The sequence below is a fragment of the Bradyrhizobium jicamae genome (assembly GCF_001440395.1).
Taxonomy (GTDB): domain Bacteria; phylum Pseudomonadota; class Alphaproteobacteria; order Rhizobiales; family Xanthobacteraceae; genus Bradyrhizobium; species Bradyrhizobium jicamae.
The window spans coordinates 43,126-67,079 of the sequence record NZ_LLXZ01000141.1 but is presented as its reverse complement, the minus strand read 5'-3'; the positions used below and the strand labels follow the sequence as shown (position 1 = coordinate 67,079).

Annotated in this window: 17 protein-coding genes and 1 tRNA gene; 10 read left to right on the top strand and 8 right to left on the bottom strand. The window is 63.2% G+C overall.

Features of this window, described 5'->3' with window-relative positions:
- Positions 1–298 precede the first annotated feature (298 nt).
- From copM to CQ12_RS23215, 5 genes are all read left to right on the top strand, one after another.
- Positions 299–1,711 carry a CopM family metallochaperone gene (gene copM / locus CQ12_RS23235; protein ID WP_245310095.1) on the top strand — a complete coding sequence of 471 codons (1,413 nt, stop codon included), beginning with the start codon at positions 299–301 and terminating at the stop codon, positions 1,709–1,711.
- A gap of 388 nt (positions 1,712–2,099) precedes the next feature.
- Entirely contained in the window at positions 2,100–6,926 is a 4,827-nt protein-coding gene (locus CQ12_RS23230; RefSeq protein ID WP_057837620.1) for an NAD-glutamate dehydrogenase, read from the top strand.
- 54 nt (positions 6,927–6,980) lie between these two features.
- Complete coding sequence (locus CQ12_RS23225) at positions 6,981–7,301, top strand: hypothetical protein (protein ID WP_057837619.1); 321 nt, start codon at positions 6,981–6,983, stop codon at positions 7,299–7,301.
- A 91-nt stretch (positions 7,302–7,392) separates the two neighbouring features.
- A complete protein-coding gene (locus CQ12_RS23220; protein ID WP_057837618.1) occupies positions 7,393–8,565 on the top strand; it encodes an LLM class flavin-dependent oxidoreductase in 1,173 nt (390 codons plus the stop codon).
- Between the two features lie 112 nt (positions 8,566–8,677).
- Positions 8,678–9,148 (top strand): methyltransferase family protein, encoded by a 471-nt coding sequence (locus CQ12_RS23215; protein ID WP_057837617.1) that lies wholly within the window; start codon positions 8,678–8,680, stop codon positions 9,146–9,148.
- Positions 9,149–9,185: 37 nt separating this feature from the next.
- Here the strand turns inward: CQ12_RS23215 and CQ12_RS23210 are convergent, their stop codons facing one another.
- From CQ12_RS23210 to CQ12_RS23195, 4 genes are all read right to left on the bottom strand, one after another.
- Positions 9,186–9,827, bottom strand: coding sequence for a LysE family translocator (locus CQ12_RS23210; protein WP_057837616.1), 642 nt, complete (start codon positions 9,825–9,827; stop codon positions 9,186–9,188).
- A 53-nt stretch (positions 9,828–9,880) separates the two neighbouring features.
- Entirely contained in the window at positions 9,881–10,510 is a 630-nt protein-coding gene (locus tag CQ12_RS23205; RefSeq protein ID WP_057837615.1) for a glutathione S-transferase family protein, read from the bottom strand.
- Positions 10,511–10,754: 244 nt separating this feature from the next.
- Positions 10,755–11,249: a site-2 protease family protein gene (locus CQ12_RS23200; RefSeq protein WP_198164234.1), complete on the bottom strand. Its 495-nt coding sequence runs from the start codon at positions 11,247–11,249 to the stop codon at positions 10,755–10,757.
- Between the two features lie 362 nt (positions 11,250–11,611).
- Positions 11,612–11,688, bottom strand: a tRNA-Arg gene (locus CQ12_RS23195).
- A 165-nt stretch (positions 11,689–11,853) separates the two neighbouring features.
- Here CQ12_RS23195 and CQ12_RS23190 point away from each other — a divergent pair.
- Positions 11,854–12,324, top strand: a complete 471-nt coding sequence (locus tag CQ12_RS23190; RefSeq protein ID WP_057837613.1) for a universal stress protein — start codon at positions 11,854–11,856, stop codon at positions 12,322–12,324.
- Between the two features lie 13 nt (positions 12,325–12,337).
- Here the strand turns inward: CQ12_RS23190 and CQ12_RS23185 are convergent, their stop codons facing one another.
- Positions 12,338–12,745, bottom strand: coding sequence for a YccF domain-containing protein (locus CQ12_RS23185; RefSeq protein WP_057837612.1), 408 nt, complete (start codon positions 12,743–12,745; stop codon positions 12,338–12,340).
- A gap of 139 nt (positions 12,746–12,884) precedes the next feature.
- Here CQ12_RS23185 and CQ12_RS23180 point away from each other — a divergent pair, with 139 nt between their 5' ends.
- Complete coding sequence (locus tag CQ12_RS23180) at positions 12,885–13,964, top strand: LLM class flavin-dependent oxidoreductase (RefSeq protein ID WP_057837611.1); 1,080 nt, start codon at positions 12,885–12,887, stop codon at positions 13,962–13,964.
- A 153-nt stretch (positions 13,965–14,117) separates the two neighbouring features.
- A complete protein-coding gene (locus CQ12_RS23175; protein WP_057837610.1) occupies positions 14,118–16,052 on the top strand; it encodes a patatin-like phospholipase family protein in 1,935 nt (644 codons plus the stop codon).
- On the opposite strand, the gene CQ12_RS23170 is transcribed toward CQ12_RS23175, so the two are convergent.
- From CQ12_RS23170 to CQ12_RS23160, 3 genes are all read right to left on the bottom strand, one after another.
- Positions 15,968–19,075 (bottom strand): bifunctional diguanylate cyclase/phosphodiesterase, encoded by a 3,108-nt coding sequence (locus tag CQ12_RS23170; protein WP_057837609.1) that lies wholly within the window; start codon positions 19,073–19,075, stop codon positions 15,968–15,970. The two genes, CQ12_RS23175 and CQ12_RS23170, sit on opposite strands and share 85 nt — an antisense overlap.
- Before the next feature lie 196 nt (positions 19,076–19,271).
- Complete coding sequence (locus CQ12_RS23165) at positions 19,272–21,047, bottom strand: putative bifunctional diguanylate cyclase/phosphodiesterase (protein ID WP_057837677.1); 1,776 nt, start codon at positions 21,045–21,047, stop codon at positions 19,272–19,274.
- Positions 21,048–21,285: 238 nt separating this feature from the next.
- Positions 21,286–22,248: a sensor histidine kinase gene (locus tag CQ12_RS23160; RefSeq protein WP_057837608.1), complete on the bottom strand. Its 963-nt coding sequence runs from the start codon at positions 22,246–22,248 to the stop codon at positions 21,286–21,288.
- Positions 22,249–22,431: 183 nt separating this feature from the next.
- Between CQ12_RS23160 and CQ12_RS23155 the strand changes: the two genes are divergently transcribed.
- Positions 22,432–23,274, top strand: coding sequence for an SDR family NAD(P)-dependent oxidoreductase (locus CQ12_RS23155; protein WP_057837607.1), 843 nt, complete (start codon positions 22,432–22,434; stop codon positions 23,272–23,274).
- Positions 23,275–23,386: 112 nt separating this feature from the next.
- A complete protein-coding gene (locus CQ12_RS23150) occupies positions 23,387–23,878 on the top strand; it encodes a cupin domain-containing protein (RefSeq protein WP_057837676.1) in 492 nt (163 codons plus the stop codon).
- Positions 23,879–23,954 lie beyond the last annotated feature (76 nt).

The window sequence follows — 23,954 nt, the reverse complement described above, 5'->3', positions numbered from 1 at the left end:
GCGCGTTGGCGCCGCCGCACGGCCGGATTGCATGTGGACGCCTGGCCTCGCCGGCAAGGAAATTTCAGTTGGGCGCTGTCGCACATGGAGACAATCCAGTGGAAAGCCAAACTTGACCATAAGGCAATTGCCGTCACGGAACTATGCGATCTGTATCTCAACCACTATTCTTCCGGCGGGGTCACCATCCCTTCGGGTTACTGCAGATCGGGCACAATGTCGGACCACGGCGTTGCGGTTTTCCCGATAGGTGCGACCTGATTCACTCGCAAAAAGCCTCGTTCCGAGGAGAAGAAAATTGAACCATCCCACTCTGCTTCGCTTCCCGGCTCGCCTGCTGGGTCTGACCGCACTCGCATTCATGGCGGCATCGAGCCCGGCGCACGCGCATGTGAAATGGTTTGCCCCCTATATCGTCGGCGCACCGCCACAGCCGATTGCGGCCACGCTGACCAATCTCTGGTTCTGGACCGGCATCGCGCTGGTGCTGGTGTTTTTCCTCGTGACAAGAGCGATTGAGAAGTCGAGTGCGGGTGAAACGATTCTAAGCGGCATGGACCGGATCACCGACCCGCTCTGGAACTGCCTCGACAACTTCGTGCGCGTGGTCATCGCCGCCTTCTTCGTGGCGATCTTCGCGGTCGGTGGCGTCTACCTGACGCCCGATCTGAAGACGCCCGCCGAATGGGTGTCGTGGACGCAGCTCCTGATCGCCGGGCTGATCTTCTCTCGCAAGACGCAGCCGCTTGCGGCTCTCGGCATCATCGGCCTGTGGCTGCTGGCGCTGCGCGACTACGATGTCTTCCACCTGCTTGACTATCTTGCGCTCGGCGTCGGCGTCGCCGCCTATCTGGTGCTGGAGGCATCGTCCAATCCGGAATGGCGCAAGCATCGCTTCGAGGCGCTGCGCTGGGGCGTGGCCATCGCGCTGATGTGGTCGAGCCTCGAAAAGTTCGCCTATCCCGACTGGTTCTACCCGCTCGTGGAGGAAAAGCCCTTCCTGACTTTCGGCATGCCGCGCGATGTCTTCATTCCGATGGCCGGCGTCGCCGAATTCACGATGGGATTCGGCCTGATCTGGACGCCGCTGGTCCGCCGACTGTCGGCCATCGCGCTCTTCGTCATCTTCAACGCAGCCGTCTATCCGTTCGGCCGCACCGACCTGATCGGCCACGCGCTCATCATGGCGATCATCGTCGCCATCGCCGCCGATCATACAAGGGAGGTGCATTTCCTGCCTGCCGTCAAGCGCAGGCTGGCTGGTGTCCCGGCAGGACTTGCGGCCGCGCTTGTGATCTTCGTAACGGGGTATTGGGGACTGCACATCGCGATTTACGGCATCGAAGGAAACACGGGGACGGCGTCCGGCGAACGGCTGACGCACACGCCGAACCCCGAGCATCCGCACGGCATGCACGGCGCCACCGCAACAGCGGCATCAGCGGCGACGGCCGAGGCGGCCTATCGCGCAGCGATGGACCGTATGCACGGCCCGATGATGCAGGGCATCGCTAATGTCGATCCCGACCAGGCCTTTGTGCTCGGCATGATCCCTCACCATCAAGGCGCGGTCGACATGGCCGAGATCGTCCTGAAATTCGGCAAGGATGCCCGCAACCAGCACCTTGCTCGCGAGATCATCGACGCCCAGAAACGAGAGATCGGCGAGATGCGCGAATGGCTCAAGCAGAAGAACATCCCGCAACCCTAGAGGACCGGCGACGAACACGAGGCGGCCGTCCAAGGCGACCGGATACGCCTTCGATGTAACCGGCCCGTCCAATCCGGATGCTGGCGGCTGGGCTATTGGATCCGTCAAGTCGAAGCGGTGAACGTCATATACATTTGAAATTACTTGTGATTTTTCCATCCTTTGGTTTGGCGGCGGTCGACGCCGACTTCGGCCTCACGCTCACCCGTAGGGAATTTCATCACGCCTCACGACAGCGTGCGCCTTTCGCTCTGCGATCGTAGTATTGTCGGCGGCAGCCGACGGCGGCTCGACACCGGGGATTTCGGTACGCACTCGATCGCGGCGTTCGAGGAGACGTACTCAGGGATCAAGTTGGTGATCGCAGCTGCGGTCGGACGGCGCGGCAATGGAGGTCATTATGGCTTGGCGTGACGACAAGGCCCGGGCAACTCTCATCCGCGATGCCGCAGGTAACGTTCAGCCGGGCAAAAGCCCCCGGGCCTTTGCCGAGCCGTTGTTCGGCTACACCAATACCGAGGACCTCGCCAATTACGACGCCGCCTCGCTTGCGCTCCTGGCGGAGCAAGCCTGGGAACACGTGCAGCGGCGCACGGCCGGCAGCGCCGATATCCGCATCGTCAACCCGGTGATGCCGGACGGGCGCGAGATTTCCGTGCTCGAAATTCTCAATGACAACATGCCTTTCCTGTTCGATTCCACCATGGCGGAGCTCACCGAGCAGGGCGTCGAAGTCACCCTCGTCGCTCACCCGATCATCGCCGTGGAGCGCGATGACCAGGGCAAGCTGCTGCGCTTCTACGGCGAAGCCCTGCCCGAGGGCGCCAAGGGCACGCGCGAAAGCCTGATTCATCTCCACATCACCCGCCTGGACGCCGATGCCGATCGCCAGAAGCTGATCGACGGCCTCATCAGGACATTGAGCGACGTCCGCGCCTGCGTCACCGACTGGCGCGCCATGCGTGACCGCGTCGAGGAAACGATCAAGACTTTCTCTTCCAATCCTCCGCCGCTGCCGATCGACGAACTCGCCGAAGCCAACCAGTTCCTGCAATGGCTCTGCGCGGACAATTTCACCTTCCTCGGCGTGCGCGAATATCGCTTCTCGCCCGACAGCGATGCGCCCAACGACATGACAACCGGTGAAGGCCTCGGCATCCTGCGCGATCCCGACGTGAAGGTCCTGCGCCGCGGCAGCGAAATGGTGGTGATGACGCCGGAAATTCGCGATTTCATGCGCGAGCCGACCCTGCTGATCGTCATCAAGGCCAATGTCTCCAGCCGCGTCCATCGCCGCATCCGGATGGATTATATAGGCATCAAGCTCTATTCGCCCGACGGCCGGCTCGAGGGTGAACTGCGAGTCGTCGGCCTGTTCACCTCGGGCGCCTATACCCGCTCGGTGCGACAGATCCCTTATGTCCGCCACAAGGTTTCAGGGGTGCTCCAGCGCGCGGGCTTCGACCCGAGCGGCCATTCCGGCAAAGCGCTCATGCATATCCTCGAGGACTATCCGCGTGACGAACTGTTCCAGATCGACGTCGACACGCTCAACAATTTCGTCATAGAGGTTCTGATCCTCTACGAGCGGCCCCGCGTCCGGGCGCTGGCGCGGGTGGACAAGTTCGATCGCTTCGTCTCCGTCCTTACCTTCATTCCGCGCGAGAAATACGACACCGACGTCCGCACGCGTGTCGGCGCCTTCCTGGCACAGGCCTACAAGGGGACCTTGTCCGCCTCGTACGTATCATTCCCTGAAGGGGCGCTTGCGCGTGTCCACTACATCATCGGCCGCTATGAAGGCAAAACTCCCGTTGTCGAGCGCGCCACGCTCGAAGCCGGGATCAGCGCCATTGCCGCGACCTGGGCCGACAGGCTGAAGGCTGCGCTCACTGCGTCGACCGATGGCATGCGGGCGCGCATGCTCACCAACCGATACGCCCAGGCCTTTAGCGGCGGCTATACCGAGGTTTTCGGCGCTGAGCAGGCGATCGCCGATATCGCGACCGTCGAAAAGCTCACGCCTGCCCGACCGGTGACAATTTCGGTTTACCGCGTCGAGGGCGAGAACGATCCCAGGCGCTTCGGCCTGAAGGTGTTCTCGGACGCCGCACCGCTATCGCTGTCCTACCGCGTTCCGGTGATCGAAAATCATGGCCTGCGCGTGGTCAACGAACGCACCTATCAGATCGTGCCCGGTACCAGGCCGGCGCCGGTTTGGCTGCACGACATGACGATCGAAACCAGCGACGGGCAGCCCATCGAGATCACCCCGGAATTCAGCCATCGCCTGGAAGCCTCGATCATGGCTGTCGTCGCCGATCGCGCCGAATCGGACGGGTACAATGCCCTGATCCTGCGCACGGCACTCGGTTGGCGGGAAGTCTCGGCGATCCGGGCGCTGTCGCGCTACCTGCACCAGATCCGGGCTCCGTTCACCCAGGACTATATGTGGGAGACCTCGCGCAAGAACGCTGCGATCACGGCCACCCTCGTCGCGCTGTTCCAGACCCGCCTCGACCCACGCCTCGCCTTGACGGATGCCGAGCGCGCGGCGCGCGAGACGGCTCTGCTTGCCGAGATCGAGGAGCAGCTCAAATCCGTCGCCTCGCTCGATGAAGACCGCATCCTGCGGCGCTTCACCAATCTGGTGCAGGCAACCATCCGCACCAACCTGTGGCAGATCGGCGAGAATGGACATCCGCGTCCAGTGATCTCCTTCAAGTTCGACGCGCGCCGGATCGACGACCTGCCGGCCCCGCGACCGCTCTACGAGATCTTCGTCTATTCACCTCGTGTCGAAGGCATTCACCTGCGCTTCGGCAAGGTGGCGCGCGGCGGCTTGCGCTGGTCCGACCGGCCGCAGGATTTCCGCACCGAGATCCTGGGTCTCGTGAAGGCGCAGCAGGTCAAGAATGCCGTGATCGTGCCGGTCGGCGCCAAGGGCGGCTTCGTGCCCAAGCGCCTGCCGCCGCCTTCCAATCGCGAAGCCTGGCTCGCGGAAGGCACCGAAGCCTATCGCATCTTCATTCGTTCGCTGCTCGAACTCACCGACAATCTCGACGGCGACATCGTGGTGCCGCCCGAATCCATCGTGCGCCACGACGGCGACGATCCTTACCTCGTCGTCGCCGCCGACAAGGGCACCGCCACCTTCTCCGACGTCGCCAACGCGATCTCGGTCGAGAAGAACCATTGGCTCGGCGATGCCTTCGCTTCCGGCGGCAGCCAGGGCTACGACCACAAGAAGATGGGGATCACGGCGCGCGGCGCCTGGGAGGCGGTCAAGCGCCATTTCCGCGAGCTCGGCACCGACATTCAGACCATGCCGTTCACCGCGGTCGGCGTCGGCGACATGTCCGGCGACGTTTTCGGCAATGGCATGCTGCTCTCGCCGGCGACAAAGCTTGTGGCGGCGTTCGATCATCGCGACATCTTCATCGATCCCGCGCCCGATCCCTCCGCAAGCTTCGCCGAACGCAAGCGCCTGTTCGACCTGCCGCGATCGAGCTGGCAGGACTACAACAAGTCGCTGATCTCGGAAGGCGGCGGCGTGTTCTCGCGCCAGCTCAAGGCGATCCCGCTCGCTCCGGAAGTGCGCACCCTGCTCGATCTCGATAAGCCGCAAGCCACGCCTTTCGAGGTGATGACGGCGATCCTGAAGGCGCGCGCGGATCTCCTGTGGTTTGGCGGAATCGGCACCTATGTCCGCTCCTCCGGGGAAAGCGACGATCAGGCCGGCGACCGCGCCAACGATGCGATCCGCATCACGGGCGGCGACGTGCGCGCCCGGGTGATCGGCGAAGGGGCCAATCTCGGCGTCACCCAACGCGGCCGCATTGAAGCGGCGCAGAAGGGCGTCAAGCTCAACACCGATGCCATCGACAATTCCGCCGGCGTGAACACGTCCGACGTCGAGGTCAACATCAAGATCGCGCTGGCGCGCCTCGAGCGCGAGGGGCGGCTCAGCCCCACTGAGCGCAACAGCCTGCTTGCCGTGATGACCGACGAGGTCGGCGTGCTGGTGCTGCGTAACAATTATCTGCAGACGCTGGCGCTCTCGCTGGCCGAACGCAAGGGCGTGGCCGAGACCGGCTTCCTCACCCGCCTGATGCAGTCGCTGGAGCAGCGCGGCCTGCTCAGTCGCGCGGTGGAGTTCCTGCCCGACGACGCAGCGCTCACCGAGCGCACACGGCGCGGCCAGTCGCTGACGCGGCCCGAGCTTGCCGTGTTGCTCGCCTACGCCAAGCTGACCCTTTACGATGACCTGCTCGCCACCAGCGTGCCCGATGATCCCTATCTTGCCCGCGAACTATCCCAGTATTTCCCGCGCGAGGTGCAGGACAAATTTCCGACAGCGGTCGAATTCCATCGCCTGCGGCGGGAGATCATCGCGACTTGCCTCGCCAATGCGGTGATCAACCGCGGCGGCCCGGCCTCTGTGGTGCGCCTGATCGACGAGACGGACGCCGATATCCCGACCATCGTCATGGCCTACGTGGCGGTCGACGAATGCTTCGGACTGAAGTGGCTCAATGATGCGATCGATGCACTCGATACCCACATCGACGGGCAGTTGCAGCTATCGCTCTACGCTTCTGTGCAGGACTTGCTGCTCTCCCGCATGGCCTGGTACGTGCGCAATGTCGATTTCAAGGACGGGTTGGAGGCCGTCGTCGTGCGCTTCGGGCCTGCTATCCGCGAAATCGTTGCCGGGCTCGATGCCACCCTGCCACCGGACTTGCGGGCCGCGCGCGACAAGCGCCGGCAGGAACTCACCGACGCCGGCGTCCCGTCCGGCCTTGCCGGCGAGCTTGCCGATCTCGACGCGCTGGTTTCGGCACCCGATATCGTGACGGTTGCGGAGCGCACCACGCGCGCGATCGGCGATGCGGCGGCGACCTTCTTCGCCGCCAAGGCCAACTTCCGTCTCGACCGCATTATCGCCGCCGCGCGCAGCATGCCGGCAAACGATTATTTCGAACGTATGGCGATCGATCGCGCCGTTGAGCAGATCGCCGGCGCCGAAAGAAGATTGGCCGCGGACATGCTGGCAACCGGACAATCCGGCCAACAGGCCGTCGAGACCTGGCTCGCGGCTCACCCCGAAGCGACGCGCATCCGCCGCTCGGTCGAGGAGATTGCTGCCAGCGGCCTGACGCTCGCCAAGCTGACGGTCGCGGCGAACCTGCTGGGGGATTTGGTCAAAGCCTGAGGGCGCGCGAGGCAGCGATGTGAAACTCTGTCAGCCGGCGAACGGAGGAATCCAATGATCCATGCTACCTGCCATACCGCCGATAATGTCCGCTGCATCGAGTTCGATGCCACACCCTGGTTCAGCGAGGCCGACGCGCCAAGCATTATCGATTTGGCCCGGCGAGGATGGGCCAGCACGGCTATTGCCGATTCGCTCGAGCGCCGACGAGGATACGAGCCCCTGCATGACCTCGTTGAATATGCGACGAAGCGGCTGAAACCGGAATCCCTGGAGGACCCAACCTGGGAAACCTTCGAATGCGTCGTCGACGGACCCGAGGCCGTGGCCTGGCTTGAGAAAAACCGGCCCGAAATTGTAGCAAGGATTTCGTAAGCCATGCGCGCAAACCCGCCTTGTTCCGGTCAAAGAAGCGGGGAACTATCCCAACAAGAAAGACCACATAACAAACCGCGGAGGATCGTCCATGAACCGCCTGCGCTTCGGTATCTTTCTTGCGCCCTTTCACAAACCCGGCATCAACCCGACGCTAGCGCTGCGAGGCGATCTCGAGCTGATCCAGTGGCTGGACCACTGCGGCTATGACGAGGCCTGGCTCGGCGAGCATCATTCGGCTGGAACCGAGCTATCGGCCTCACCCGAAATCATGATCGCCGCGGCCGCCGAGCGAACCCGTCACATCAAGCTCGGCACCGGCGTCGTCAGCGTGTCCTATCACAATCCGCTGTGGGTGGCTGAACGCATCGTGCTGCTCGACCATCTGACTCAAGGGCGTGTCATGCTCGGTCTCGGCCCGGGCTCGCTGCCGACCGACGGCATCATGATCGGCTTGCAGCAGAGTCAGACCCGCGGGCTGCTGGAAGACGGCATGGGCATCATCACGAAGCTCCTCACCAGCGACGAGCCGGTCACGTTCAAGAACGATCGCTGGGATTTGCGCGACGCGCGGCTGCATCTGCGCCCCTACTCCAATCCGCTGTTCGACGTGGCGGTCGCGGCGGTCGCCTCTCCGACCGGCGCGAAGCTCGCCGGCCGGCATGGTGCCGGCATGCTCTCGGTCGGGGCCACCACCGCCGCCGGCTTCGACGCGCTGGCGCTGCACTGGGACGTGCTGACGACAGAAGCGAAGGCGCACGGCAAGACCGCGGACCGCAGCAAGTGGCGGCTCGTCGGTTTGTGCCATATCGCAGAAACCAAGGAGCAGGCATATCGCGACGTCGAGTACGGCATCGAGCACTGGTTCCGCTACTTCCAGCAGGTTGCAGCATTTCCGCAAATGGCTGTGGTCGGCAACTCGGTCAGCGAGATGATCGAGTTCATCAACGGCTCCGGACTCGGCGCCATCGGCACGGCAGACGCCTGCGCCGCGCAGATCGAGCGGCTGTGGCAGCAGTCGAATGGCGGGTTCGGCGCCTATCTCCTGCTCGCGCACAACTGGGCAAATCGGGCGGCGACGCAGCGCTCATACGAGCTGATCGCGCGCGAGGTGATGCCGCAATTCCAGGGCCACGCCCAAGCAACTCTCGATGCCGCGCGCCGCGCCAAGGATGTGCGTGAGAATCTTGCGGCGGCACAGGCCCAGGCCGTGGAGGACGCGAGAGCGCGCTACGGCGCGGAGGTCGCCAAGCGAGGCGGCTGAGGTTCGCGCATCGTCGACTGAAGAGCCAGCGACCGCCTGCGATTTTTCGCTGCGCTTGCAAATAGCTTTCGGCTGGCCACATCAACAGGAGCGCAGGTTCACCGGTCTCGCCATGGCTGATACGGCAGATACCGCGAATGTCATTGTCCGGCCGCCGATCGCATGGGCGCTCGCAGTGCTTGCCGGGTTCGCGCTCAACTGGCTCATGCCCTTGCCGTTCTTGCCGGCCGCGCTACCCGCGGGCTGGTTCGGCGCGATGGTGTTTGTCGTTGCGTTGGCGCTGCTCGCATGGGCGGTCGCGACCATGACCCGGGCCGGCTCGAACGTGCCCACCAACCTGCCGAGCACGACCATCGTGGACACTGGCCCCTACCGCTTCACGCGCAATCCCATCTATCTCGGCATGGTGCTGGGGCTCATCGGCCTGGCCATTGCCTTCGACAGCCTCTGGCTGTTGATGACGCTGGTGCCCTTCGCGCTCGTCATCCGCTACGGCGTGATCGCCCGCGAGGAAGCCTATCTCGAGCGCAAGTTCGGCGACGTCTATCGCCGCTACTGCGCGCAGGTCCGGCGCTGGCTGTAGGACTTGCGCTGGAAAGATCCGCGGGCGCGCGCGTAAGTCAGTTTCCGCGCGCGAGCAGGAGTCGCAGTGCGAAAGTCCCCATCAATCCGGCGAACAGCCAGTCGAAGATCCGCATTGCGCGCGGCGAGCGCCGCATCGCGTCGGTGAAGCGGTCGGCCATCATGATCATCGCCGCGCAGATCGGGATCGAGAATGCGATGGAGTAGAGGCCGAGGAACATGAGCTTGCTGCCGGCATGCGGATCGCTCACCGACACGAATTGCGGCAGGAAGGTCAGGAAGAACATCACGACTTTCGGATTGAGCAGGTTGATGCCGACGCCCATCAGGAATACTTGCGATATCGGCGCCTTGCGACCGTCGCCTTTCTTCAAGGTAAGCGCCGAGCCGTGCCGGATCGCCTGGATGCCGAGCCACACGAGGTAGAAAGCGCCGGCGATCTTGATGACGGTGAAAGCGGTCGCGGACGCCACCAGCAAAGCCGACAGACCGAACGCCGCCAGCATCGAATGCACCACGACCCCGAGGCACGCGCCCAGCATGGCCGCCATGCCGCGCGCCCGGCCGGCGGTGAGAGTTTGCCCAAGGAAGAAGGTCATGTCCGGTCCCGGCGTGAGAACCAGCAGCAGACAGGCCACGGTGAAGGCGGCCAGGATTTCGGGGGCGGGCAGGAAGGTCATGGCGCAGCGTGCTCCGGCATATGGTGACTTAACGATGAAATCCATGCGTCCGTTTACGACGGCGGATCCGTCGGAACCGTCTTTTCGAAGCACTCTTTCCTCGAGACCTCCTCAACCCAGGTCGAAAGAAGCGGCCGTGTCGCACGCCAGTCGACGGCGTCCCCGTACCTGAAGTCGATGTAACCTATGCCCGATACCAAAGCGAGATGCGCGATATTCAGGTGTGATGAATCGAAGGCACGGGGGTTCGCTTCAAACCAGCTTAGCGCGCTAAGTATCTTGTCCCATTGATCGTCGATCCAGACCTGCCACCTCTTCTCTTCAGGTCTGACTGAAGTCTCATAACGTATGGAAATGGCAGCTTCGCATATGCCCTGCGCCAGCGCATGCTGCGCCAATACCTCCCACCGTTTGTCCGGATCGCGCGGGAACAGACGAGCGCCCTTCGCGAGATGATCAAGAAACTCGCAGATTACGGTGGAATCGAAAAGCGTGCGGCGCTCGTTCACGACTAACGCAGGTACTTTCCTCAGGGGATTGTGAGATCGCGCGAAGTCGATATTTGGCTGACCGGGAACGACCTGGACGTAAACAAGATCGATTGATTCTTCCAAGCCGAGCTCGATTGCAGCCGCACGAGCCTTCCGCGCAAACGGAGATTGAGGTGCGTACATCAGCTTCATGAGACCTTCCTCTTATTGCATGTTCCAGCCCGACAGCGAGTCTCGGCCCTGAGCCGGTCGTTGGTGCCTTCCCGGCAACCATCTGCGGCAGCTATCTCACCCGCAGAAGGTATCAGTATGGACGGTTTGACACGACCTGGACGGCTCTCGAAGAGGCTATTGGAGCATTGGAATCGGGGGGCGCTGCCCAATTGCGCGTCTTGGCCACTTGCTGGGAGGGGACATGGCCGACAGCTGTGGTCTGCTATCGGGCAACCGATTTGCCGCGCATGAACGAGCGCAATGCTTCCCACAAAAGTAGCCCATCGGACTTGTTGCCATCCTCGAATTGCCGCGGAATAAGATTCCATGCCGCCAGCCCGAGATGGGCGAATGCGATGGCCCAAAGCATCCTGTCAGTCCAATGTGGCTCGCCTGACAGGCAGAACGCGAGGCTCGAAATCCCGACGATGAGGTTGACGACTATTCCCCCGGCGGCAAGGACCGCCTTTGTCAGCGGGCCGCCGTAATATTCGTCATGCTCGACATGGCCGCCGAATGGGACGGCGTGGACGGAGAACGTGATCGCGCCAATTCGCCTTCCGAAGAGTCGCCGACCCTCCCCGATCACAACACCCACAATTGCGACACCGACAATTCGACCAAAAACAAGGTGGCCAAGCTCATGCAGCACGACGGCAGAAAACACAGCCAACGCCATCCGGGTCGTCAGAGTTGACGTGAGGCCCTTGGCGACCAATTCCCAGTTCATGAATGTTTCTCAAAAGCTGCCTCCGGGCGACCGGACGCCTCTCGCGGCGACGGAAAATAGCCGGCTGGGATGTTGTCGCGGGCAAGTGATCGTCGGGTTCGAACCGAGCAAGCAATAAAAAGGACTTTGGAGAGCTCGGTGTCGGCTCAGCCAGCCTGCTGGATTGTGAGATGATGAGACTGTGCTGCTGATTTGCCCGACGTGTCGAGCATCGGCTCAAGTGCCGGTTCCGGTGGCTGCCGGCTACTTTGCATGGGGTTGTTTTCGATTATTCAGGCCGGAGCCGCGGCGACCCGGCGTGACCCTGCCTGAAGGCGCATCGGCTGACGAGACTCTCGCCGCAACAAAGTTGGCGCACCCGACACGATTCGAACGTGTGACCTTTGCCTTCGGAGGGCAACGCTCTATCCAGCTGAGCTACGGGTGCGTTGGGGCTTCCTTTAGCCGATTGGCCGGGCAGGGGCAACGCCCCATGCCGGGGTTGGTGAGACGAAGGTGGCGGCCGATAACCACGTTCTCGACGCAAAATTCCGATCCGTTCCCATGAATTGGTGCTAGTCTTGGCGCGTTGAACCATGGATGGGGACGTCCGATGTATAAGAAGGTTCTTCTCGCCTATGACGGTTCGGTCGAGGGGCGGCGTGCGTTGCGGGAGGGCGCAAAGCTCGCACAACTCTGCCGTTCCGAGGTCTTTTTGCTCGCCGTCGTCGAGGTTTCCTCGATCATGACGCCCGAGGCCGGGCTCACGATCCCGATCGAACTGCAGACCGAGGATTACAAGGCCATCCTGAACGAGGGCACCGAGCGGCTGAAGGCGTTGGGATTTAACCCGACCGCGCGGCTCGAGGTCGGCGATGCCGGGCAGAAAATCGCCGAGGTGGCCGAGGAAATCGGCGCGCATCTCGTCGTCGTCGGCCACCGCCCGCAGGGCGCGCTGGCGCGCTGGTTCGGCTCGATCGGCAGCTATCTGGTCAAGCGCCTGCGCTGCAGCGTGCTGGTGGCCCAGACCGAGATCAGCGACGCCGAGTTCGAGCGGCTGAAGCCGGCGGAAACGGCGGCCTAGGGATAGACATAGGCTAGTTCGTGGGAACGATGATCTTGCCGATTGGCCACAGCGCGATTCCGGCAAGCTTCAGGTGTGCCCAGGCAAAGGGAATGCCGATGATGGTCACGGCCAGCAGCACCGCCGTGATCACATGCCCGAGCGCGAGCCACCATCCCGCCAGCACCAGCCAGATGATGTTGCCGATCACCCCGAGCGGCCCGGTGCCGATATCCTCCTGCCCGGTATAGGCGTCGCGCGAGACCGCGGTGAAACCGAACGGGAACAGCGTGTAGGCCGCGATGTTGAACGCGGCCCGCGCCCAGGGAATCCCGATGATCGTGATCGCCATGATGATAGCGGCAACCAGCCAGCCAAACGCCATCCATGCGCCGCCGAGAACGATCCAGATGATGTTGAGAAGCAACGAGACTGGAGACATGGCTGAGAACTTATCTTGCCGTGAACGCGATTGGAATCGAAAACCGCCCCGCAAGGGAACCCGATTGCCCCAGCCTCATCAGCCGCTAAACTCATCTGCCTAACGACCGAGCAACAAGGATCGACAGGGAGAAACGTTCATGCGTCCGCTCGAATTCGGCTGGTACCTGCCCACGCATGGCGACACCACCGCCTATGGCCTGATGGACGCGCAGATTCCGGGCTCGCCCGAACTATGCGACCGCGTGGTGCAGGCGGCGGAGAAGGCCGGCTTCGAATATCTCCTGATCCCGGTCGGCTCGGTGTGCTGGGAGGCATGGATCACAGGCGCGTTCATGGCGGCGCGCTCGTCGTCGATCAAGCCGCTGATCGCGGCGCGGCCGGGCTACATCAATCCCGTGCTGCTGGCCAAGATGATCTCGACCTTCGATCAGATGTCGGGCGGGCGCATCTGCATCAACCTGATCGCCGGTCAGAACGAGAGCGAGGTCGAAGGAGAGGGCGTGCGCTACCCGAAGGAAGCGCGCTATGAGTTGATGGAGGAGGAAGTCTCGATCCTCAAGGCGCTGTGGACCACGCGCGGGCCGGTAAACTTCGAGGGGAAGTTTCACAAATTATCCGGCGCCCATATCCGGCCGCGACCGCACCAGCAGCCGTTTCCGAAATTCTATCTTGGCGGCGGCTCGCGCCAGGCTTGGGAACTGTCGGCCAGACATTCCGACGTCCATCTGTTCTGGGGCGACCTGCCGGAAAAGATCGCCTCGAACATCGCGGAGATCAGGGAAATGGCGCGCGCGCATGGCCGCGAAGACGATATCGGCTTCGGCATGCGGCTGCAGGTGATCTGCCGTGAGAACGAGGCCGATGCCTGGGAGGCTGCCGACCAGCTGGTGCGGCACGCCACCGAACGGCAGAAGCAGGAAATGAAGACGCTTTACAACAAATCGGAAGCGAACCTGCGCGTGCAGCAGCTCGCCCGCGAGCACGGCGATCTCCTGCTGCCGCATCTGTGGACCGGCATCACAAAAGTCCGTCCCGGCGCCGGCATCGCCGTCGTCGGCAATCCCGTCCAGTGCGCCGAGACGCTGCAGCAATTCATCGATGTCGGCTGCCACTCGTTCTGCCTGTCCGGATATCTGCATGACGAGGAGGCCGAGCGCTTTGGCCGGCTGATCCGTCCCATTGTCGCCGAGAACAATCGCGGCCGGTGGGCGGCGTAGAGTCAGGGGTCGCGGCGGTCATGCTGCAGTGCATTCGTAAGGCCGCCTGACGCGGGACTGCCGCGGCGGCGCGCCAGCTTGCAAGCCTTTATATCACTCGCGGTGGTTTGTGCCCGGCGCTAAAGTCGGGGCGTTTCAACCGGGTACCGCCAAATGAGTGGATCGAGTTCGGTACTTGCGTGGAGCTCCGCGCTGGAGGAGTTCGCGCTGTTTCGAACGCTCAGTGCCGAACAGCGGCTGAAGGCTCTCGGCGCCATGGTCCGCCAGGATCTGGTGCGGGGACAGATGCTGGTCGCGCAAGGCGGGCCGTCGGATTCGCTTTTCCTGGTGCTGCACGGCGCGCTCGCGGTGCGCAAGACCGGCTATCTCGACCCGATCGCGGAACTTCGGGCCGGCGAACTGGTCGGCGAGATCGGCTTCTTCGCCGACGTCCCGCGCACCGCGGATGTGATCGCGATCCGCGACACCAGCGTGCTGGCGCTGACGCGGCCGGCCTATCAGAAGCTCGTCGAGGAAGCCCCCGCCATCGTCGAGGCGCTGCTCGCGGCGCTGGCGCGGCGGTTCGCCAGGGAGACCGCGCGCATCGCGCCATTCCGTACCTCGCCGAAGGCGCGAACGGTGGCGCTGATTGGCGGTGGATTGGAGCCGCTGCCGGGCGCTTTCGAGCGCCGGATGCGCGAGGGGCTCGCCACGATCGATGCCGAAATTGTCGATGCCGACCGTCTGCAGGCGATGTTCCCGGGACGCGCGCTCGATGCGCATGAAGTGACCGAGTGGCTCAACAAGCTTGAACACACCGCGCCGCTGGTGGTCTATCTCGGCGGCCACGAGGCATCGCCATGGGCGCGCAAGGCGATCCGGCAGGCCGACATGGTCGTGTTAGCCTGCCGCGGCGATGCGCCGGCAGCCGCACTGACTGACATCGAGGCCTTTGCCTGCGAGGTTCATTCCATCTCCGCGCGGCGCCTCGTGCGCGTTCATGACCGGCGAAGTGGCGAGGTCTCCCGCACCGCGGCCTGGCTTTCCCGGCTGCCGTCCTTCATGCATCACCACGTCGCCCTCGAAGATCAGGTCGATATCGACAGCCTGGTTCGCTTTCTGTGCGGGCGCGCGATCGGTTTCGTCGCCGCCGGCGGCGGCAGTTTTGGCACGGCGCATGTCGGGATCTACAAGGCGTTTCGCGAACGCGGCGTGATGTTCGACATCTTTGTCGGCACCAGCGTCGGCTCCGCCATGGTGGCGGGATTTGCCAAAAATCTCGAAGCCGAGCATCTCGAGCGCGGAACGCACGAGATTTTCGTCAAAAGCAGAAGTTTCCGGCGGCCGACCTGGCCGCGCTACGCGCTGCTGGATCACAAGGCCTTCGATCGGGCACTGGCCCATCAGTACGGTCCCGACTGCCGGATCGAGGATTGCTGGCGGCCGTTCGCTGCCGTCGCCACCAATCTTTCAACGCACAATCTCGAACTGATCCGCTCGGGGCCGGTCTGGCAGGCGGTGCGGGCATCGAGTGCGATCCCCGGACTGCTGCCGCCGTTCTATACGGCGGAGGGGGCGATGCTGGTCGATGGATGCCTGATCGACAACGTACCCTTGGCCTCGATGCATCAGCTCAAGAGCGGTCCCAATCTGGTCGTGCATTTCGGCGAGCCGGCGGCGGAAATGTTCGACGTCGACTATGCATCGCTGCCGGGGCGGCTGGAGCTGATCGCCGCCATGCTGACGCCGTTCCGCAAGAAGCTCCTGCCCACGGCCCCGAGCGCGGTGAACGTGCTGTGGCGGAGCCTCGTTGCGCATCAGCGCTACGATACGCTGCCAGTCGGGCCGTTCGATACGGTGATGCGGCCGCCGTGTCCGGAGGGGATCGATGTCACGGATTTCGATCGCCACACGGAAATCTTCGAATCGTCCTACCTCTGGGCCAGGGAGGCCATTGCGGCTCTGGAGGCGGGAGGCAGTTCGGCGATCGCGGCGATACTCGATACCGGCGCGCTGGAACGGCGTCAGGCGACGGCCGTTGAGGCTTCCAATCGCGCGCCGAGCAATCGCCTCGCTTCGGCCGCGGGCTTGGGTGCGCTGAACAGGTAACCCTGCATCTGGGTGCAGCCGAGCTGGCGCAGTATCTCGCGCTGCTGCTCGGTCTCGACGCCTTCTGCCGTCGTGGTCATGTTGCGGGCAGCTGCAATATTCACCACTGCCTGCACGATTGCTGCCGAACCGTCGACCTCGATATCGCTGACGAAGCAGCGATCGATCTTGATCTTGTCGAACGGGAACCGCTTCAGGTAGCTGAGCGAAGAGAAGCCGGTGCCGAAATCGTCGAGCGCGATGCGGACGCCGATGGCGCGAAGCTGATGCAGGATGGCGAGCGCGGTCTCGTCGTCATGGATCAGCACCGCCTCGGTGATTTCGATCTCGAGCCGGTCAGGCGCCAGGCCGGAGGCGGCCAGCGCGCCGGTGATCCGCAGTGCCAGCGTCGGCGACTTCAACTGGATCGGCGACACGTTGACGGCGATCCTGACCCGGGACGGCCAGCCGGCAGCCTCGGTACAGGCGGTCTGCAGCACCCAGTCGCCGAGCTCGTTGATCAGCCCGGTATCCTCGGCGACCGGAATGAATTCCGCCGGCGAGACCATGCCGCGCTCGGGATGGCGCCAGCGCAACAGCGCCTCGCAGCCCGTCACCTCGTTGCTCCCGAGATCGAGCAGCGGCTGGTAATAGATTTCGAAGCCGCCGTCGGCCAGTGCCTGCCGCAGATCCTGCTCCATGGTGAGCCGCGCCTTGGCGCGGGCATCCATTGCGGGCTCGAAGAAGCGGTGGATGCGACGCCCCTCGGCCTTGGCTGCGTACATCGCGAGGTCGGCGTGCTTGATCAACTGGTCCAGTTCGGTGCCGTCTTCCGGCGCGAGCGCAATGCCGATGCTGGCGTCGGTGGAAAGCTGATGGCCGAGGCATTGATAGGGCTGGCGTATCGCCTCGTAGACGATCGCCACGAATTCCTCGACATCGGCGCGGCCGCGGATCGCTGTCTGGATGACGGCAAACTCGTCGCCGCCCAGGCGGGCAATCAGATCGCCGGGCTTGATGCAATCCTTGAGGCAGGCCGCGACCGCCTTCAAAAGCTCGTCGCCGACATGGTGCCCGAGCGAGTCGTTGATGCCCTTGAATTCGTCGATGTCGATATAGAGCAGGGCGAATGGTCTGCCGCCGGCGGCGTTGCTCAGCTCGCGCTCGATCTGCTCTCGGAACAGCACCCGGTTCGGAAGATCGGTCAGCGCGTCGTAATGCGCCAGATGCGCGATCTTCTCGTTGGCGAGCCTTCGTTCGGTGACGTCGTCGACGACGTTGATGATGTAGCGCGCCTGACCCGCGGAATTGCGGATTCCGAGCCGTCTCGACGTGATGTAGCGCGGGCCCAGCCCTTGCGTTTCCCAGACATGCTCGTCCTTGAAGAGGCCGTCGGGGGATTGCAGCGTTTCCTCTTCGTCGGATGCGATGATTTCGGCGGCGGCGTGTGGAAAGAGATCTTCGGCCGTCTTGCCGATGATGAGGTCGCGCGAAACGCCGAACTGCGCCTCCGCCACGCGGTTGACCAGCAAATAGCGCCGGTCATGCACGTCCTTCACGGTGATCTGCGAGGGGATGTGGTCGATGATCTGGCTCAGGAACGCGTAGTTGCGGTCGCGCTCCTGTTCGAGATTGCGCCGCTCGGTGATGTCTTCCATGGTGGCGACCCAGCCGCCGCCCGCCAGGGGCTTGCTAACCCCCATGAACGAGCGCCCGTCAGGGCCCTGCATGATGCTGTGATCGACCTGGCCGCGTGCGATGTTGCGCATCACGGTCGAGCAGAATTCGTCGACGTCGCCGGCGAACGATCCGCTGTCCTTGCGGTGCCGCATCAGGTCGCGGAAATGGCAGCCCGGCTTCACGATCTCGGTCGACAAATTGTACATGTCGATGTAGCGACGGTTGAAAGTGACGACGCGCGCCGAGGCGTCGAAGGTGACGAGGCCCTGGATCATGTTGTTCAGGGCGGTGTCGAGCCGGCCGCGTTCCGCCTCCAGCCGCTCGTGCGCCTCGCGGCTCTGTCGGGAGATCTGCCGGATGATCAGGAACAGGGTCAGGGCGATCACCGCCGCCGACAGCGTGGCCGCGATGACCAGAAAACGGGTCTGCTCGCGCCAGTCGGCAAGTGCCGTGGAAACCGTGTTGGTCGCGACCACCACGCCTGAGTAGTACGAGAGCGGCGCCGCGGATCCCAGCCTGTCCGTCTGGTCGATGGGACTTTGTACACGCAGCGTTTGCTGGCCGCCCCTGTCCCGGACGAGCTGCAGCAGCGGCGCCTTCGCGAAATTCTGTCCAATCTGTTCGTCGACCCGCGGATAGCGCGCCAGCAGGGTGCCGTCGGCATGAAATATCGAGATGGCAGCGCCAGTGCCGAGGGCGACGGAAGCGAAGAATCTTTCGTAATTCGCGGGGTTGATTCGCCGCGTCATCACGCCAAGGAAAGTGCCGTCCTCGCCGCGCAGGCGATGCGCGATGACCGAGTTCAGGTTGCCGGTGAGATAGCTGCGAACCGACTCGGTGAGAATGGACGGCGATCGCGGATCGAATTTGAAGCTCTTGAAATAGCCGCGCTCGGAAATGTTAAGCGTCGGTGCCGGCAGCGGCCGCGACCAGTTGATCATGTCGCCATTGGAATCGAAGATCGAGATGTCGCCGAGATACGACAGGACGCCCGCCTTGGATCGCATGATCTCGTGCGCTGCGGCGCTCGCGATGCGTTGCCGGAATTCCTTCTCCGAGGCGATGCCGGAAATCTGCAGCCGGGTGATCACGTCGTCAGCCAGCGTGTCGGAATCCTCGAATTGCTGGTCGAAATGGCGGGCGAGCAGGCGAACGGTGTTCTCCAGTTCGCGTTCGCTGTTGACAAGCGCACGCTCGCGGAATTCACCGGCCATCATGACGGTGCCGACGAAAATCGCCGCGACCAGCATCCCGCCGCAAAGCGTCAGCCACAGCACCGGGCCCCGGATGGTCGCGGCAAGGTGCCGCCCGGTCGCCGCGGTTCTGGCCTTCATGCCATGCAGGTGGTGCAACAGCTCGCGCATTTCTCCCGTCCCCCGGGAACGTACATACGATGCGCGGATGTCATAAGCCGTTAGGAAATCCGGTTACTTAAGGCTTAATGCGGCTCTTGCAGCGGCGAATTGCCCTTGATGGGTCACGCGCTGACGCTCGCGATTGGCCAAATACCGGATCTCTCTTCAAGCGCGGTCGTGACGGCGGCGCTTGAAGGGGTTCGGATCAGCGGCGATAGGTGCCGGTGCGGGCATAGCTAGCGCGGGTTTCCGGGGCGGGGCGGCTGACCAGACCGGCGCGCGCCTCGCTGGCGCGCGGGGTCGCCAACTTGAGATCTTCCAGGAAGATCGGCTTCGAGAAGTAGTAGCCTTGCGCGTAGCGGATCTTGGTTGCGGCCTGCAGATAGGCCAATTCCTCGAAGCTTTCGAGCCCTTCGGCGATCACGGTCATGCCGAGCGCTTCGCTCAAGGATTCGATCGCCCGCAGGATGCCCTGGCTGCGCGGCCGCTTATGGATGTCGGTGATGAAGGAGCGGTCGATCTTGATCTCATCGGCAGTGATGTCGGCCAGCGCCGACAGCGACGAATAGCCGATGCCGAAATCGTCGATCGAGATCCTGACGCCTAGCTTGCGGAACAGCGGCAGGATTTCGTCGTGGAAATGCGTCTTGGTGACGAAGGCGTCTTCCGTCACCTCGATCATGAAGCGCTTGGGAAATCCGGTGGCTTCGATCGCCTGGGCGAACGGCCCCATGAATTCGGGGTTACCGGCCTGCTTGGCCGCGACGTTCATGCTGATCGTGGTGTCGGAGCCGAAGGTCTCGTTGATCAGGTCGATCGACTTGACGATCTCCGCCAGCACCAGGTGGGTCAGTTCGTCGATCAGGCCGAGTTCGGTGGCAAGATTGATGAACGTGCTGGGAGCCTGAATCACCCCCTCGTCGTCGCGCAGGCGCACCAGCGCCTCGACGCCCTGGATCTCCTGGGTCCGGATGTCGACCTTGGGCTGGAACGCGCAGCAAAAGCGCTTCTCCAGGATCGCCACTCGCAGCGCCTGCTCGACCTTCATCCGCGCCAGCGCCTCGCGCTCCATGCTGGCATCGAAGAACGCCGCGGCGCCCTTGCTGCCGTTCTTGACGCGGTACATCGCGATATCGGCGTTCTGACGCAACTCCTCATAGCTGCGTCCGTGGTCGGGATAGAGGCTGACGCCGATCGAGGTCGAGGCGAAGATTTCGGACTGGTCGATGAAGAACGGCGCCTTCAGCCGCTGCAGGATGAAGCGAATGAACTCGGCGACCTCGTCCTCGCTCTCGATCGGATTGAGCAGCAGCACGAACTCGTCGCCGCTGATTCGCGACAGGATGTCGGAATCGCGCAGGTCGAGACCCACCCGCTTGGCCATCTCCGCCAGCAGCGCGTCGCCGACCGAATGCCCGTAGTAATCGTTGATGTGCTTGAAATTGTCGACGTCGAGGAAGGCCAATGCGAAGCGGCCCTGTCCGCTGTCGTACTTCAACAGGCTGTTGACGCGATGCTCGATCACGCGCCGCGTCGGCAACCCGGTCAACTCGTCGTAATAGGCGGAGCGGAACAGATGCTCCTCGAACGCCTTCTGTTCGGAGATGTCGGTGGAGCTCGAGATCAGCAAATTGCGCTCGGCGATCCGGACCGGCCGGTGCGAGGTCAGCAAGACCTGTTTGGCCTGGCCACCGGCAACGGATTCTTCCAGCACGGCCGCGCGGCCGGCACGCAGCAATTCGAGGCAGGTTTCGCGGCGATCGTTCAGTTGCGAGGCCTCCGGCGCGGTGGCAGCCCTCTGCAGCGTTGCCGCCGCGGCGTCGTTCATCAGCACGAACTCGCCGTTCTCGTCCTGAACCGTCACGCCGTTCGGAAGCAGCCTGAAGACATCCCTCAGGATGCTCAGTTCGGATTCGAATGAACTTTCATTGTCGGCCTGCGTCGCTGCGGCCTGAAAATTGTTTTTGTTGGGACTATGCATGCCAAGGAACTTGGCAAAGTCCATTGTAGTATTGGTTAAGCGGACTTCCGAAAAGCTGCAACAACCCTAGAAGTCGGCGATTTCCGAACGGCATCCGCTCGATCGTCATTAACAGAGTGTCAATGCCAAGCGAGAATGTCGCTTGCAAGGTGAATATCGATTCACCGCGTTTCGAGTGCGCGACGGGCATCCAGCATCGGCAAGGATGTCTCAAGATGAGAAAAAGGCGCTATCGCGTCTAGCTCGCGGGAAGCCGGCACTGCATCGTGCAATGCACGCCGGTCTTCAGGAAGCTGATCTCGGTCTTGCCGTCGAAGGCGCGAAGCGCCGATTGCAACAGTTTGGTGCCGAAGCCCGCCGGGCCGACCTTTTCGACCACGGGACCTTCAGTCTCGTCCCAGGTGACGTTGAGGCGCCCCTCCGACACCGACCACGACACCTGCAGCAGCCCGCGGGCCGAAGAAAACGCGCCGTACTTGCCCGCATTGGTCGCCAGTTCGTGAAAGATCAGCGCCAGGCTGACCGCCAGCTTGGCCGGCAGGAACAGCGAGTCGCCGTTCAGATTGAATCGGACATGGCCATAGGGCCCGAGTTCCGAGCGCAGCATGTCCTTGATGTCGCAACCGCTGCCGTCCAGCCGCGCAATCAGATCGTCGGTCGCCGACAGCGCGCGCAGGCGACGATCGATGCTGCCCCAGATCTGCGGCTGGTCCTGCAGGACCTGATGCAGCACGGCGTGGATCGTCGACGTCTTGTTCTTGAGCCGGTGCTGCAATTCCTCGACGAGAAGCTTGCGATATTCCTCTTCCCGTATCAGGCGTTTGGAATCTTCCCGCTGTTGCGCCACGATCGTCCGGTAATGCTCGACGCCCCAGATGGCAACACCGCAGACGGCCCAGAACATCAGTAGCAACGCCAGCCGCGCCGAATCGGCCGTGGCGCTGCTGAAATTGACGGTGACGCCGAGCACGCCCCCCGCGATCGCCGTGGCGATCCCGAACCGGGCGCCGCCGACTGCGGCCGCCAGGAACACCGCAGGGAAATAGGGTGTGAAGAATACGTCGGGACGAATCTGGGCGACGCCCCACCGGGCGATCGTCGACAGAGCGAGGCAGCCGGCCGCGAAGGCCGTGCTGAAAAGCAGCGAGGGCTGGGAGATGCCCTGCCAGCCGCGTCTGAATTCGTCGATCAATTTCTTCATCGGAATGGTCACTTCACGTGATCAGCGAATCCAAAATATGGCCATTCCTACCGAAATTCGAGGATTTCAGGGCCGTCCACGTCACAAACCAACCCGATGGCCGGGGAACGCGATGGAACAAGCTCGCTTGCCTTGCCCGCAAGAGGCGGGAATATTGGAGTCGACCAATATCGGGGGAACAGCATGGGACGGCTGGACGGCAAGGTTGCGGTGATCACGGGTGCGACAAGCGGCATCGGACTGCGCACCGCGGAGATCTTCGTCGCCGAGGGCGCGAAAATCGTCATCGCCGGCCGCCGCGCGCCGGAAGGCGAGGCGCTGGCCAGGAAGCTCGGCGCTGCTTGCATCTTCCGCCAGACCGACGTCACGGTCGAAGCGCAGGTGCAGGCGCTGATCGGTGTTTCGGTGGAAAAATTCGGCCGCATCGATTGCCTGTTCAACAATGCCGGCGGTCCGGCGCAGACCGGCGGCATCGAAGGCCTCGAGGTCGAGCGGTTCGATGCGGCGATGGCGACGCTGATCCGCAGCGTGATGCTCGGCATGAAGCATGCGGCGCCTTACATGCGCAAGCAGGGCTCCGGCAGCATCATCAACAATGGCAGCATCGCCGGCACGCTGGCCGGGTATTCATCGTCGATGGTCTATAGCGCGGCCAAGGCCGCCGTCATCCACCTCACCAAATGCGTGGCGATGGAACTCGGCGAATCCAACATTCGCGTCAATTCGATTTCGCCCGGCGCGATCGCGACCGGCATTTTCGGCAAAGCGCTGGGCCTGTCGGTGGAAGCCGCCGAAAAGACCCCGGCCGTGATGCGCGAGGTCTACAAGTCGGCGCAGCCGATCCCGCGCGCCGGCCTGCCGGATGACATCGCGCATGCGGCGGTGTTTCTGGCCAGTGACGAATCCTCCTTCGTCAACGGGCATGATCTTGTGGTCGACGGCGCCATGATCGGCGGCCGCAACTGGAGCCAGCAGCAGCAGGGCTACGTCATGCTGAAGAAGGCATTCGACCAGGGCGCGGGGTAGGAGCCACACCGTCATTGCGAGCGAAGCGAAGCAATCCAGTCTTTCTTTGCGCGTTAGGATGGATTGCTTCGCTTCGCTCGCAATGACGGCAGAAATCGCAAGGGAGACGCAAATGTCTGCAACATTCCAGCAATCACCATCCGAAGGCCGTCCGTTCTATCTCGCTGTCATCGCCGGCCTCGCCTGCGCCTTCGTCATCGGCAAGACGCTGCCCTCGACCATGGACGCGGTGTCGGCGATCATCGAACCGCTCTGCGCCAACAGCGTGACCGGTTCGCAGGATGTCGTCGAGCCGATCAGCTCGCATGCGCTGCCGAACGTGGCTGGCAAGCGCGTCACCATCGTGCGCGTGTTCTACGGCCCCGGCGGCTTTACGCCGCCCCACCAGCATTCCGGCTCCGTCACCGCCTATATCACCAAGGGCGAGATCCGCTCGCAATTGGCCGGCGGTCCGGTCGAGACATTCGGGGTCGGCCAGTCGTTCTTCGAGCCGCCCGGCGCAACCCATCTGGTCTCGGCCAATGCCAGCATGACCGAACCTGCGGAATTGATCGCGGTGTTCGTGGCCGACGAGGGCGCGCAACTCACGACGCTGGTGAAGTAGGGGCAAATCGTAGAGTGGGCAAAGCGAAGCGTGCCCACCATTCACATTGGTGGTGTTGAGAGATGGTGGGCACGGC

What these genes read in the sequence shown, in the direction of transcription:
- CQ12_RS23210 (WP_057837616.1), bottom strand. Translation starts at nt 9,827, where the DNA reads ATGACCTTCCTGCCCGCCCCCGAAATCCTGGCCGCCTTCACCGTGGCC.
- CQ12_RS23190 (WP_057837613.1), top strand. Translation starts at nt 11,854, where the DNA reads ATGTATAAGAAGGTTCTTCTCGCCTATGACGGTTCGGTCGAGGGGCGG.
- CQ12_RS23215 (WP_057837617.1), top strand. Translation starts at nt 8,678, where the DNA reads ATGGCTGATACGGCAGATACCGCGAATGTCATTGTCCGGCCGCCGATC.
- CQ12_RS23170 (WP_057837609.1), bottom strand. Translation starts at nt 19,075, where the DNA reads ATGCGCGAGCTGTTGCACCACCTGCATGGCATGAAGGCCAGAACCGCG.
- CQ12_RS23175 (WP_057837610.1), top strand. Translation starts at nt 14,118, where the DNA reads ATGAGTGGATCGAGTTCGGTACTTGCGTGGAGCTCCGCGCTGGAGGAG.
- CQ12_RS23180 (WP_057837611.1), top strand. Translation starts at nt 12,885, where the DNA reads ATGCGTCCGCTCGAATTCGGCTGGTACCTGCCCACGCATGGCGACACC.
- CQ12_RS23165 (WP_057837677.1), bottom strand. Translation starts at nt 21,047, where the DNA reads ATGCATAGTCCCAACAAAAACAATTTTCAGGCCGCAGCGACGCAGGCC.
- CQ12_RS23205 (WP_057837615.1), bottom strand. Translation starts at nt 10,510, where the DNA reads ATGAAGCTGATGTACGCACCTCAATCTCCGTTTGCGCGGAAGGCTCGT.
- CQ12_RS23185 (WP_057837612.1), bottom strand. Translation starts at nt 12,745, where the DNA reads ATGTCTCCAGTCTCGTTGCTTCTCAACATCATCTGGATCGTTCTCGGC.
- CQ12_RS23230 (WP_057837620.1), top strand. Translation starts at nt 2,100, where the DNA reads ATGGAGGTCATTATGGCTTGGCGTGACGACAAGGCCCGGGCAACTCTC.
- CQ12_RS23150 (WP_057837676.1), top strand. Translation starts at nt 23,387, where the DNA reads ATGTCTGCAACATTCCAGCAATCACCATCCGAAGGCCGTCCGTTCTAT.
- CQ12_RS23220 (WP_057837618.1), top strand. Translation starts at nt 7,393, where the DNA reads ATGAACCGCCTGCGCTTCGGTATCTTTCTTGCGCCCTTTCACAAACCC.
- CQ12_RS23155 (WP_057837607.1), top strand. Translation starts at nt 22,432, where the DNA reads ATGGGACGGCTGGACGGCAAGGTTGCGGTGATCACGGGTGCGACAAGC.
- CQ12_RS23160 (WP_057837608.1), bottom strand. Translation starts at nt 22,248, where the DNA reads ATGAAGAAATTGATCGACGAATTCAGACGCGGCTGGCAGGGCATCTCC.
- CQ12_RS23225 (WP_057837619.1), top strand. Translation starts at nt 6,981, where the DNA reads ATGATCCATGCTACCTGCCATACCGCCGATAATGTCCGCTGCATCGAG.